General features: G+C 75.3%; 7 protein-coding genes. 3 read left to right on the plus strand and 4 right to left on the minus strand.

The window, feature by feature from the left end; translation table 11 throughout:
* Nucleotides 1-324 precede the first annotated feature (324 nt).
* The gene (locus tag ACFPCY_RS26855) at nucleotides 325-909 is read left to right on the plus strand and encodes a DinB family protein (RefSeq protein WP_378259609.1); all 585 of its coding nucleotides are present in this window, start codon (nucleotides 325-327) and stop codon (nucleotides 907-909) included.
* 622 nt (nucleotides 910-1,531) lie between these two features.
* Here ACFPCY_RS26855 and ACFPCY_RS26860 read toward each other — a convergent pair.
* Together ACFPCY_RS26860 and ACFPCY_RS26865 are read right to left on the minus strand one after the other, a co-directional pair.
* Entirely contained in the window at nucleotides 1,532-2,404 is an 873-nt protein-coding gene (locus ACFPCY_RS26860; RefSeq protein WP_378259610.1) for a serine hydrolase, read from the minus strand.
* A gap of 212 nt (nucleotides 2,405-2,616) precedes the next feature.
* The gene (locus ACFPCY_RS26865) at nucleotides 2,617-3,615 is read right to left on the minus strand and encodes a LysR substrate-binding domain-containing protein (protein ID WP_378259611.1); all 999 of its coding nucleotides are present in this window, start codon (nucleotides 3,613-3,615) and stop codon (nucleotides 2,617-2,619) included.
* 108 nt (nucleotides 3,616-3,723) lie between these two features.
* Between ACFPCY_RS26865 and ACFPCY_RS26870 the strand changes: the two genes are divergently transcribed.
* A complete protein-coding gene (locus ACFPCY_RS26870) occupies nucleotides 3,724-5,379 on the plus strand; it encodes a penicillin-binding transpeptidase domain-containing protein (protein ID WP_378259612.1) in 1,656 nt (551 codons plus the stop codon).
* A 483-nt stretch (nucleotides 5,380-5,862) separates the two neighbouring features.
* Here the strand turns inward: ACFPCY_RS26870 and ACFPCY_RS26875 are convergent, their stop codons facing one another.
* The gene (locus tag ACFPCY_RS26875; protein ID WP_378259613.1) at nucleotides 5,863-8,862 is read right to left on the minus strand and encodes an AfsR/SARP family transcriptional regulator; all 3,000 of its coding nucleotides are present in this window, start codon (nucleotides 8,860-8,862) and stop codon (nucleotides 5,863-5,865) included.
* 174 nt (nucleotides 8,863-9,036) lie between these two features.
* On the opposite strand from ACFPCY_RS26875, the gene ACFPCY_RS26880 reads away from it, so the two are divergent.
* Nucleotides 9,037-12,006, plus strand: coding sequence for an AfsR/SARP family transcriptional regulator (locus tag ACFPCY_RS26880; RefSeq protein ID WP_378259614.1), 2,970 nt, complete (start codon nucleotides 9,037-9,039; stop codon nucleotides 12,004-12,006).
* Here the strand turns inward: ACFPCY_RS26880 and ACFPCY_RS26885 are convergent.
* On the minus strand, nucleotides 11,984-13,075 hold the full coding sequence (locus tag ACFPCY_RS26885; RefSeq protein ID WP_378259615.1) for a magnesium transporter CorA family protein: 1,092 nt from the start codon (nucleotides 13,073-13,075) through the stop codon (nucleotides 11,984-11,986). The genes ACFPCY_RS26880 and ACFPCY_RS26885 overlap by 23 nt on opposite strands.
* Nucleotide 13,076: the final 1 nt, after the last annotated feature.

The following is a 13,076-nucleotide window of genomic DNA, read 5'->3' on the forward strand; positions in this document are numbered from 1 at the left end:
GGCTCCTCGGTGAACGCGGGGTCCCGGTCGTCCGGCGAGCGCTGGGTGTCGGCCGTCCGGTGAGCGCGTGCCCTGATCTTCTGCCGCGTGCTGGGTGGCGGTCGCCCGGCGAAGGCTGGGGCGCGGCGTTCTGGCGAGCGCGGGTCCCGGTCGTCCGGCGAGTGCTGGGTGTCGGCCGTCCGGTGAGGCGGGGGCTGCCGTGGGCTGGCGGCGGGTGTCGGCTGTCCGGGGAAACGTCGTAGGCGGGTGCGAGGATGGATCCGTCCGTTCGGACGATCTCCGCTGGGTCGCCGCCGGCGCCCCGCCGAGGCGAAGGAGCCCCATATGCCCGGAAACGTGCGCCCCGTCGCGGACGAGCGCGACGGCCTGATGGCCTATCTCGCCCACGAGCGGCACGTGGTGCGCATCGCCGCCTACGGGCTGACCGACGAGCAGGCGGGCCTGACCCCGACCGCCGGCTCGCTCAGCGTCGGCGGCCTGATCAAGCACCTCGCCCGCGTCGAACACAGCTGGATGGACATGGTCGAGCGCCTGCCCCCGGACGCGGGCGCCGGTGCCGACGACTACGCCGAGGGCTTCGTCTTCGGGCCGGACGACACCCTCGAACAGGTCCTCGCCGAGTACGCCCGCGCCGCCGAGCGCACCGAGAAGGTCGTGGGCACGATCGACGACCTGGCCTATCCGGTGCCGGTCCCGAAGCACGTCCCCTGGTTCCCGCAGGACGTGGACGCCTGGTCGGTCCGCTGGGTCCTGCTGCACCTGATCCACGAGACCGCGCGGCACGCCGGGCACGCCGACATCGTCCGCGAGTCGATCGACGGCGCCACCGCCTACCCCCTCATGGCCGCCGCCGAAGGCTGGCCCGAGACCCCGTGGATCAAACCCTGGCGTCCCGAGAACCTCGCCTGACCTGCGCGGTAATCCAGCGTTGATCGACTCGTGCGAGGGTCGCCCCCGTCGGCGCGCCTCCAGGGGGTTGGCAGGCGTGCCGAGCGTTGGCTTGGCCTCACTACGACCGCTGCGTACAGGCCAGGCACTCCCTCAGCGCGGATCCCGGACGGCCAACCACCGTCCGGGATCCCGCCGAACCTCCTCCGACAGCCCACCGCGGCACCCGCTTCGGCCCCCGGCCCCACACGCCCGTTTTCGCGCTCCGCCGCTCGCGCCGTTTTCGCGCTCCGCTGTTCGCGCTGGCTTCGCGCTCCGCCGCTCCCGCCCGTTGTGGGTGCCACCCCTTCACGCCCGCGTGGAGTCCTGCCCTTGCGCCTGCGTCGGACATGCCCCTTGCGCCTGCTTCGCGCTCCGCCGCTCGCGTCCGTTTCGGGTCCCGCCCGGTGCGCTGCCTCAGGGGCGCGCTGGATCCGCTTCAAGGCGCGCTCCATCCGCGGTAGGAGCGCGCTGGACATGTTGCGAATGCCTGCGCGTTGCAGGCGCCTTCAGCGCCCGCTTGCGGCTTTCCCTTCGCATCCCGCTTGCCGCTCTCGCTACGGCGGGACGCTCGCTGGTTTCGTGAGCGCTTTCGCGGCGGGGGTCAGGCGCGCAGGAACTCGACGGCCAGGCGGGCGGTGGTGCCGATGACCGCGTCCGCGCGGGGCTGGACGGCCACCGTCTCGGACGCGCGCGTGAAGACGGCCACCGAGTAGCGGCCCCCGTCGGGGTACTCCACGACACCGATCTCGTTGCGCAGCGTCAGCAGGGTCCCGGTCTTGCCGCTGACCTGGACGTCGTCGTGGGGGAAGCCCGAGGACAGGCGGTGCGGCCAGACCTGGAGGCCGAGCATCCGGCGCATCAGCGCGCACTCGGCGGCGGGGGCGGCCTCGTCCCGCCAGATCATCGCCAGCAGCCGGGTCAGCTCGCGCGGGGTGCCGTAGCTGGTGCGGGACGGGTCGAGGGAGCCGAGCCGGTCCAGCATGCCGGGCTCGTCCAGGCGCTGCCACAGCTCGCCGAGGCCGGCCGTCCCGGAGTCGGCGAGCAGCGCGTCGAAGAGGTCCTGCCCGTCGCCGACGACGTGGACGCGGCGCAGGCCGAGCGCGTGGAGCGCGGCGTTGATCTCGTCCCGGCCGACCCGCGCGTACACCGCGTCCGCCGCCGCGTTGTCGCTGACGGTGATCATCAGGCAGGCCAGGTCGCGCAGGGACATGGTCACGTCGTCCAGCATCACCGTCAGGCCGGTGCCGCCCTCGGTCCGCTCGTCCGGACGCAGGGTGACCTGCGTCGTCGGGTCCAGCGCGCCGCGCGCCGCCAGCCGGAAGAACGCCACCAGCAGCGGCACCTTGTAGACGGACGCCAGCACCACCGGCTCGTCGGCGCCGACACCGATCTCGCGCCCGGTGTCGATGTCCGCGGCGTGCAGGTGCCCGGTCACGCCCGCCGCCCGGAACGCCTCCTCGATCGCCCGCGCCACGTCCCCCTCGCGCCCGCCCGCGCCCCGCCCGCGACCGCCCGGGCGGTCGTTGGGTCCGCGGTCGCCTGCGCGGGCGCTGCTTTTGCGAGCGGGCGGGGTGCTGGGGTGTTGCTGGGCGGGTGCGCCCGGGGCTTGTTGCTGGTCTGGCGCGTCGGAGGCTCGTTTCGGGTCGCCGGGGCCGGTGGTGGCGGGCGGGTCGGGGTTGTGGGGGGTCATGACAGGAAGCCGGAGGACGGGCGCAGCACGACGCGGCGCGGCGGGGTGGGGTCGAGCGGCCGCATCGCGGCGACCTCGCGCAGGACGTCGGTGGTCACGGCGGCGAAGTCTGCCACCGGGCCGGGGGCGGCGTCGCGTCGCCAGGCGCAGGACGTGCGCAGGACCAGCGGGGATCCGGCCAGCGGACGCCACACCGCGCCGCCCGCGGCGGCCCCGCCGCCCGTTCCGTCCGTCCTGCCGGCGCCGGGCGCGTCGGCCGGGCGGGGGACGAGCGCGACGGCCGTGCCGACCAGGACGAGGCCCAGCGCGAACTGCGGATGCCGCGCCTCGTGAACCGCGGGCGGGTCGAATCCGTTCCGCCGGCAGGCGGCGAGCAGGTCGTCGTGGACGCCGGGGGCCTCCTCGCGCGGGAAGAGGACCAGGTCGCGACCGGCGAGGGCCTCGGCCCGGATTTCCGGGTCGTCCGCGAGCGGGTCGTCCGCGGCGAGCAGGACCCCGAGGGGCTGGGCGAGCATCGGACCGAGGGAGAGGCCGCGCGTGTCGCACGGATGGCGCAGGACGGCGATGTCGAGCGACCCGTCGGCGAGCGCGGCGACCTGCTCGGCGGTGCCCGTCTCGCGCAGCGTGAGCCGCAGGTCCGGGTGGCGTCCGCGGAACGCCGAGACGAGCGCGGCGACCACGTCGCCGCCGAGGTCGGCGGGCAGGCCCGCGCGGACGAGGCCGATCTCGCCGCTGCGCGAGCGCTCGGCGAGCTCCCGGATCCGGCCGACGCGTCCGAGGACGTCCCTGGCCTCGGGCAGCAGGAGGCGGCCGGCGGCGGTCAGCTCGACCCGCCGGCTCGTACGATCGAAGAGCCGCACGCCCAGCTCGTCCTCCAGCCGCCGGATGCGCTGGCTCAGCGGCGGCTGCGCCATGCCGAGCCGCTCCGCCGCGCGGCCGAAGTGCAGTTCCTCGGCCACGGCGACGAAGTGGGCGAGATGCCCAACGATGTCCATGACCAGCGACGATATCAATCCCCGACATGCTGCGGACTCGATATCGATCTTGGACATGCCGGTTCCGGCCTGGTGTTCTATGGGCTCACCGCACCGAAGGGGGATGTCATGACCCGATCCCGGTGGGCGGCCGTCGCCGCCGCCGTGACGGCCGTCGTGCTCGTGGCGGCCGGGGCGTTCTGGCTGCTCGGGGGCGGCGACGACGGGCCGAAGGGGACGGCCGGGAAGTTCGTCGCGGCGTGGAGCAAGGGGGACTACGCCGCGATGCGCGACCTCACCGCCGGCGCGCCCGCCGACTTCACGACCCGGCTCGCCAAGCAGCGCGACGACCTCGGCGCGACCGCGCAGGAGTACACCGTCGCGTCGGTCGGCAAGCCGAAGGGCGGCGAGGCGGGCGGCGCGTACTCCGCGCGGCTCACGCTCGCCGGGGGACGCACGTGGAGCTACGACGGGACCTTCGGGTTCACCAAGTCCGGCGGCAAGTGGAAGGTGGACTGGGCGCCGGGCCTGCTCTACCCGACGCTCAAGGAGGGGCAGCGGCTCCAGGCGGCGCGCGCGTGGCCGGCCCGCGGGCAGATCGACTACGCGGACGGGTCGTCCATGGTGGGCTCGCCGTCCGGGTCCGTCCAGCAGCTCGTGGGGCCGCTCGGCCCGGCGCCGGACGACACCGCGAAGAAGCTCGGCGCGCCGTACCGCAAGGGTGACACCGTCGGGCTGGACGGCCTGAACAAGCAGTACGAGAAGCGGCTCGCCGGGACGCCCGCGCTGACCGTCCAGGTCGTGGACGCGAGCGGGAAGCAGGTCTCGACGATCAAGCGGTTCGGCGGGCAGGACGGCCAGCCGATCCGGACGACGATCGATCCGAAGACGCAGAAGGCCGCCAACCAGGCGCTGTCGGACGTGAGCAAGCCCGCGTCGCTGGTCGCGCTGCGGCCGTCCACCGGGGAGATCCTCGCCGTCGCGAACAAGCCGGGCGGGCTGAACCGTGCGCTGCTCGGGCACTACCCGCCGGGTTCGACGTTCAAGGTCGTCACCGCCGCCGCGCTCGTCGCGGGCGGGATGGACGCCGGCACCCCGGTGCCGTGCCCGGCGACGATCAACATCGGCGGCCGGACGTTCAAGAACTACCACCACGAGAGTTTCGGCACGATCCCGCTGCGGGAGGCTTTCGCGCACTCCTGCAACACGACGTTCGCGCAGCTCGCGGTGCAGAAGCTCGGCCGGGAGAAGCTGACCGCCGTCGCGCAGCAGTTCGGGTTCAACGCGCCGGTCGTGGGCGGGCTGCCCGCCGTCCGCGCCGCGTTCCCGGCCGCGAAGGACGACACCGCGTTCGCGGCCGAGGCGTTCGGGCAGGGCGAGGTCCTGACGAGCCCGCTGAACATGGCGAGCGTCGCGGCCGCGGCGGCGGACGGCACCTGGCGGACGCCCCGGCTCGTCCCGGCCGACCTCGCGTCCCAGGCCGTCGACGCCAACGGACGCAAGCCCGAGCCGCCGCACCGGCTCGACCCGGCCATCAAGACGGCGCTGCACTCGCTGATGCCGGCGGTCGTCTCCGAGGGGACGGCGAAGGACGTGGACTTCCCCTCCGGGACGGCGGGCAAGACCGGCACGGCCGAGTTCGGCTCCGGCGACAACCCGCCCACGCACGCCTGGTTCATCGGCTACAAGGGCGACCTGGCCTTCGCGGTGATCGTCGAGGGCGGCGGCACCGGCGCGGAGGCGGCCGCCCCGATCGCCGCCAAGTTCCTGAAAACCGCTGCCTGACTTCGGTTTTCGGGCGTTGAACGGTTGTTGATCGGGATCCGGCAGGCTGTCGAGGACGGGCCGGGCGCGATGACGGTCGACCTCGTTTCTTGGCGGGGGCGGGGTCAGGATCTCCGTCGGCTACGGGCGCGCCCGGCCCGACCCCCCGGTGCCGGGTGCCGGTGGGCACGTCCACTCTGGCGTTGCGGACGACCCCCCGGCACCCGCCACAAGCCCCCGCACCCGCCGCAAGGCCTCCGGTGTCCGCCACAGGACTCTTGGTACTCGCCGCAGGGCCGCCGGCGCTCGGCACCCGCCACAAGCCCCCGGCCCTCGCCGCAAGGCGCCCGGCGTCCGCCGTAAGGCGCCCGGCGTCCGCCGTAAGGCGCCCGGCGTCCGCCGTAAGGCGCCCGGCGCCTGCCGCAAGGCCTCCGGTGTCCGCCACAGGACTCCCGGTACTCGCCGCAAGGCCGCCGGCGCTCGGCACCCGCCGCAAGGCGGTGGTCAGGGCGCGAGGCGGGCGCGGACGGCGTTCGCCTCGGGTACGCCTTGCTCCTCCAGGATCCGGAGCGCTTCGGTCCAGTGGGCGCGGGCCGAGGTGGTGTCACCGCGCGCCGCGTGGGCGCGGGCGAGCGCGTCCAGTGCCATGCCCTGCCCCCACGGGTCGCCGACCTCGCGCAGGACGGCCAGGGCGTGCCGGGCGTCCGCTTCGGCGGCCTCGGCGTCGCCGAGGTCGAGCCGCGCGAGGGCGACGCGGAACAGCGACAGCCCTTCCCAGACGCGGTATCCGCCGGAGCGGAAGTGGTCGAGCGCCTCCACGTGCAGGTCGAGCGCCTCCTTGTGCCCCCGCACGTCCCGCAGGACGACGCCCGCCTGGTAGAGGGCGTATCCGACGCCGTACTCGCCGCCGAGTTCGCGGTGCAGCGCGAGCCCGGCGGTCACGGCCTCGGCGGCCTCCGCGGGACGCCCGACGTCGAGCAGGGCGCGGCCCATCGCCGCGAGCGTGATCCCCTCGCCGTGCCGGTCGCCGTGCGCGCGGAACGCGGCGAGCGCCTCCCGGTCGAGGCCGAGCGCCTCTTCGCGCCGTCCGAGCAGGTAGGCGCAGTTGCCGAGGCGGCTGAGCGCGTCAGCGGCGGTCCAGGTGTCGCCGGTCTGGCGGGCCCGGTGCAGCGCGACCCGGCAGACCGCCTCGGCATCGCCGATCCGGTCGGAGTGGTAGTACAGCCAGCCGAGCAGCAGGTGCGCGCGTCCCTCGGCGCGCGGGTCCCGGTGCTCCCACGCGCCGTCGATCACCGCGTGCGCCGCCTGCTCGCAGGCCCGCGCGTGGAATCCCGAGTTCACGAGCGTGTCGGTCATCAGCAGCAGATCGGCGGCCGGTCCGGTCAGGCCGGCTCGCGCCGCCTGACCGATCAGCGCGAGCAGTGCCGATCCCTGTGCGAACAGCCAGTCCCGTGCGTCCTTCTGGTCAGCGAAACGCACTCCCGCTGCGGGCGCGGGGCGGGCCCGGCCGTCGCCGGGGTTGATGGTCAGATGGGCCGCCCGGGCGGTGGCGATGCAGAAGCCGATCAGGCGGCGGAGGGCGGCGTCGCGTTCGGCGGCGGGCTCCTCGGCCTCGGCGCGCTGGCGCGCGTACAGGCGCAGGAGGTCGTGGTAGCGGTACTGGCCGGGGGCGGTCGAGCGGAGGAGGCTGGCCCGCTCCAGCGCCCGGCACAGGTCGGCGGCCCGGTCGTCGGGGACGCCGAGGACGGCCGCGGCGGCGGGCACCGAGAAGGACGGGCCGTCCGGCAGGGCGAGCAGCCGGAACGCGCGGCGCGGCGCGGGCGCGAGCTGGTTGTAGCCGAGCTGGAACACCGCCTCGACGGCCAGGTCGGCGACGCGGAGCTCGGCGAGCCGCCGGCGCCGGTCGGCCAGCCGGTCCACCAGCGCCCGGACGGTCCAGGACGGGCGGGCGGCGAGCCGCGCGGCGGCGACGCGGACGGCGAGCGGAAGCTGCCCGCACGCCTCCAGGAGATCGCGGACGGCGTCCGGCTCGGCCGTCACCCGTTCCGGCCCGGCGACCCGGACGAGCAGCTCGCGCGCCTCGTCGAGCTCGAAGACGTCCAGGTCGACGTGGTGGGCGCCGGGCAGGTCCAGACGATGGCGGCTGGTGACGATCACCGTGCCGCCCCCCGCGCCGGGGGCGGGAAGGAGGGGACGGATCTGCGCGGCGTCGCGGGCGTCGTCCAGGACGATCAGGACGCGTCGTCCGGCGAGGATGCGGTGGAGCAGGGCGGCGCGGTCGTCGAGGTCGTTGGGGACGGCGTCCGGGGAGACGCCGAACGCCTTCAGGAACGCGCCGAGCACCAGGTGCGGGTCGGCCGGGCGGTCGTGCGCGCCGTGCAGGTCGGCGTAGAGCTGGCCGTCCGGGTGGTCGGCGCGCATCAGGTGCGCGACGCGGAGGGCGAGGGCCGACTTGCCGACGCCCGCGACTCCGGCGACGGTCGCGACGCCGCCGTCCGCGAGGGCGCGGCGCAGGCCGTCCACGTGGGCGTCCCGTCCGGTGAAGTCGGCGACCGCGCCGGGAAGCTGGGCGGGACGCGCGCTGGTCGCGGGCGTCGGGGAGGACGCGGCGAGGACGCGTTCGTGCAGCGCGGTCAGCGCCGGGCCGGGTTCGATGCCCAGTTCGTCCACCAGGACGCGGCGCGCGTCGAGGTAGACGTCGAGCGCCTCGGCCGGACGGCCCGCCCGCCACAGCGCGAGCATCAGCAGCTCGCGCGGCCGCTCGCGCAGCGGATACCGCGCGATCAGCGCCTCCAGCTCGGGGACGGCGGCGGCGTGATCGCCGAGCTGGACGTCGAGGTCGAGCTTGCCGACCTGGGCCGCGACCAGCCGCTCGGTCAGCCGCACGCGTTGCGCCTCGGCGAACGGTCCGGGGATGCCTTCGAGCGCCTCGCCGTGCCAGAGGCTCAGGGCCTCGCTCAGCAGCTCTCGTGCGCGCGCGAGGTCGCCGGCCGCGTTCGCCTGGTCGGCCTCGGCGATCCGGCGCGTGAAGTGGACGGTGTCCAGGGCATCGGCTGGGACGCGTAACGCGTATCCGCTCCCGACGGTCACCAGGGTTTCCGGCGACCGTCCACCCGATCCCCGTCCGCCCGACGAGCGGCCGCCCGACCCCCGTCCGCCCGACGAGCGGCTGATCGGCGAGCGGCCGGAAGGCGAGCGATCGGCCGACGCCCGACCGATCGGTGATCGGCCGGAAAGCGAGCGTCCGCCCGCGCGGTCCGGGTCGAACAGGCGGCGCAGCCGGGACGCGTACGTCCGCAGGGTGCCGATCGCGCGCGGCGGCGGATCGCCGTCCCAGACGCCGGCGACGAGTTCCGGCGCGGACACCGGCGCGCCCTCGCGGAGCAGCAGCATGGCGAGCAGAGCGCGCTGCTGGGGCGAGCCGAGGTCGAGCTCGGTGTCGCCCCGCCAGCCGCGCGGCGGCCCGAGCAGGCGGAACCGCAACGGCGTGATCTGCGTCTCCATCGGGGCAAGCGTAGATCGCCGCAGCTCATCCCAGGACCGCGGGCCGCCCGCTCGCCCGCGGCCGGCTCCGGTCGCCGCGGCCGGGGAGCGGCACGCGGGCGGGTCGGCGAGTGGCGGAAGGCAAGGTCGCCGAAAGGGGCGGCGGTAGTTGCAAATGGGCCAGAATGGGAGTTTATGGACAGCGATCGGGGTCTCCGGTTCGCCGTGCTGGGGCCGGTGCGCGCTTTCCGGGGCGGCACGGAACTGCCGCTCGGCGGCCCGCAGCAGCGCGCGTTCGTCGCCGCGCTGCTCGCCGCCGGAGGGCGCGCCCTGCCGATGGACCGGATCGTCGCCGCGCTGTGGGGGGACGAGCCGCCCGCCCGCGCCGTCGGGACCGTCCGGACGTATGCGTCGAGGCTGCGCCAGGTGCTGGAGCGCGACCGGACGCGTCCCGAGATCCTGCGGTCGGACGGCGACGGGTACGCCCTGGTCGTCCCGGACGAGGCCGTGGACGTCCGCGTCTTCGAGGCGGGCGTGGCGAAGGCCGACGCGGAGAGCTGCCCGAAGGCCCGGCGCGACCTGCTCGACGCCGCGCTGCGCGGCTTCACCGGCGGCCCGCTGACCGGCGTGCCCGGCCCGGACGCCGACGCATGGCGGACGCGCCTGGAGGAGCGGCGCCTCGACGTGCTCCTCGCCCGCCTCGACCTCGACCTGGCCCTCGGACGGCACGCCTCCGCGGTCGCCGAGCTCGGCCTCCTCGCCGGGGAGAATCCCCTGGACGAACGCGTTCACGCGCTGCTGATGACCGCGCTCTACCGGTGCGGACGCCAGGCCGAGGCGCTGGCCGCCTTCGGCGTGGCCCAGCGCGTCCTCGCGGCCGAGCTGGGCGTCCGGCCCGGTCCGGAGCTGACCGACCTGCACCAGCGGATCCTGCGCAACGACCCGTCCCTGGACGCGCCGGACCAGGACGCCGGCCCGCTGCCCGTCCCGGAGGCGGGGCCGGAACCGGAGCGGCCCGGGCCGGAGGCGGGGCCGGAGCGGCTCGTCCTGCCCAAGCCCGCCGCGCTCCCCGCCGACCTGCCCGACTTCACCGGCCGGACGGTCCTCGCCGAGGAGCTCGTCCGCGCGCTCACCGAGCCCGTGGAGGAGCGCGCCGCGCCGCCGGTGGTCTGCGTGAGCGGCGTCGGCGGCGTCGGGAAGACGGCGCTGGCCGTGCACGTCGCGCACGCCGTCCGGGAGGCCCACCCCGACGGGCAGCTCTACGTCGATCTCCAGGGCGTCGGGGACCGGCCGCTCGATCCGTCCGTCGTGCTCGCCGGGTTCCTGCGCGCGCTCGGCGTCCGCGAGGAGTCGATCCCGGAGGGCGAGGCCGAGCGGGCGGCGCTGCTGCGGTCGCGGCTCGCCGACCGGCGCGTGCTGATCGTGCTCGACAACGCGCGCGACGCCGCGCAGCTGAGGCCGCTGCTGCCCGGCGAGCGCGGCTGCTCGGTGCTGGTCACCGCCCGGGCGCGGCAGGCCGGGCTGTCCGGGGCGCGGCACGTGGACCTGGACGTCCTGGACCCGGTCGAGGCGATCGAGCTGTTCGGCGCGATCGCGGGCCGCGACCGGGTCGCCGCCGAACGCGCCGCCGTGGTGGACGTCGTCGGGCTCTGCGGGCTGCTGCCGCTCGCCGTCCGGATCGTCGCCGCGCGGCTCGCCGCCCGGCCGTCCTGGACGGTCCGCGCGCTCGCCGCCCGGCTCGCCGACGGCCGCCGCCGCCTCGCCGAGCTGCGGATCGGCTCGCTCGCCGTCGAGGCGACCTTCCGGCTCGGCTACGACCAGCTCGACGCCGCGCAGGCCCGCGCGTTCCGGCTGCTCGCGCTGCCCGAGGCGACCGCGCTGTCCGCGGGCGCGGCGGCCGCCGCCCTCGGCGCGGACGACGCGATCGCCGTCGAGGACGTCCTGGAGTCGCTCGTCGATCTCGGCCTGCTCGACTCGCCCGCGCCCGGCCGCTACCGCTACCACGACCTGCTCTGGCTGTTCGCGCGGCAGACCGCCGAACGGCTGGACACCGCCACCGAGCGCGCTGCCGTGCCCGTCCGGCTGCTGACGCACCTGCTGACCGTCCAGCGGTCGGTGACCGGCCTCGTCCGCCCCGGTCTCTTCGCCCCGAATGTCTCGGCCGCCGAGGAAGAGATCGCGTTCGGGTCGGCCGCGCGCGCTCGCGACTGGACGTTCGAGCACCTCGACGTGATGCTCTCGGTCCTCCGGCAGGTCGCCCGAGAGAAGACCGCGCCCGCCACGGCCGCCGACCTGCTGTTCACCCTCGACCCGCTGCTGGAGGAGGGGTACCGCTGGTCCGAGGTCGAACCGGCCGCGCGGACCCTCGCGGACGCCGCGCCCGGGCCGTACGCCGAGGGCCGGGCCCGGTACGTCCTCGGCCGGGTGGCCGTCCACACCAGCCGCCTGGACGAGGCGGAGCGCGCCGCCGCCCGCGCCGCCGAGCTCGCCGGGCTCGTCGGCGACACCGCGCTGCGCGTCGCGTCCCACGATCTGCTCGCGCACGTCGCGTTCTACCGGCTGCGTCCGCGCGAGGCCGCCGACCACCTCGAACGCGCCCTCACCCTCGGCCGCGAGGTGGGCGACCGCGCCGGGGAGATGGAGCGCCTCGCCAGCCTCGCCTACACCCACGTCGAGCTGGACGAGCCGGCCCGCGCGATCGACTGGGCCGAGGACGCGCGCGCCCTCGCCCGCGAGCTCGGCTACGGCGCGGGCGAGGCGTACGCGCTCTACACCCTCGGCATGGCCCTGGACCGCGCCGGACGCCTGGACGAGGCCGTCGCCCGCTACGACGACGCGCTCGCGATCTGCTGGTCCCAGGGGCTGCGCGCCCGCGAGTCCTACGTCCTGCTGCGGCTCGCCGAGACGCAGCTCCGGCGCGACCGTCCGGAGGAGGCGCTGGGCAGCGCCGGCCAGTCGCTCGCGATCGGCCGGGAGATCGGCGAGGAGTTCCAGGTCGGCCGCGCCCGCGTCGCGCTCGGCCGGGCGCACGCCGCGCTCGGCGACGCGGGCGCGGCGCGCGCCTGCTGGACCGAGGCCCTGGAGGTCTTCACCCGGCTCGGCGTCGCCGAGGCCGGCGAGGCGCGCGCCCTGCTGGACGGGCTCAGAGCCAGTCGCGAACCTTGAACACCGCGTAGAGCAGGCCGCCGAGCACGACGATCAGCGCCGAGCTGAACCAGAACCCCCAGTGGTGCCCGTATCCGGGATACGGGACGTTCTGCCCGTAGAAGCCGGTGATCGCGGTCGGCACCGCGATGATCGCGGCCCAGCTGGTGACCTTCTTCATCACCTCGTTGAGGCGGTTGCCCTGGAGCGCGATCCGGGTGTCGAGGAGGTTGGCGATCAGGTCGCGCAGGCCGTCGGTGAACTCGCCGACCCGCAGCGTGTGGTCGTAGACGTCCTGGTAGTAGGGGACGAGCGGCTGGGTGACGATCCGCAGGTCCCGGCGCAGCAGCGTGTTGAGGACCTCGCGCATCGGCATCGACACCCGGCGCAGCGCGAACAGGTTCTTGCGCAGCCGGAAGCTGCGCTCCTGGATCTCGCGGACGGGGAACGCGTCGTCGAAGACCAGCTCCTCCAGCTCGTCGGCCTCGTCGTCGAACGCCTGCGCGGCGCTGAGCTGGTAGTCCACGATCAGGTCGAGCAGCGCGTACAGCAGCAGGGGGACGGTGTTGGCGGCGAATTCGTGGCGGTTGATGTCGGGGCTGCGGTCCCAGCGCTCGACCAGCTCGTCGATCGGGAAGTCGGGGTCGGCCCGGACGGTCACGAGCGCCGTCTCCGTCACGAACGCCGACACCTCGAACAGCCTCATGTGCGCGCCCTCGACCTTCGGGAGGTAGAGGTTGAGGAAGATGTAGTCGGAGTAGCGGTCCAGCTTGGTGCGCTCGTGGCGGGAGACCGCGTCCTCGACGGCCACGGGGTCCAGGCCCAGTTCCCGGCTGATCACCCGCATCGCCGTGTCCTGCGGGCCGCACAGGTCGAGCCAGACGCTCGTGTCCGGCTTCTTGAGGTACTCGCTGACGTCGTCCGCCGGGAAGTTCTCCGCCTGCAGCGTGCCCCGGTGCCAGGCGCGGGTGCGCGGCGGCTCGGTGTAGAGGTCCCCGTCGCCGCCGTCGGCGCTGTCGACGGTGCCTTCGCGAGGGATCCCGGGGGTGCCCTCGCCGTCGGTTTCGGTCGTCGGCGGATTCGCTGTCATG

The sequence above is a fragment of the Actinomadura gamaensis genome (genome assembly GCF_042652125.1).
In the GTDB taxonomy this organism is placed as follows: domain Bacteria; phylum Actinomycetota; class Actinomycetes; order Streptosporangiales; family Streptosporangiaceae; genus Spirillospora; species Spirillospora gamaensis.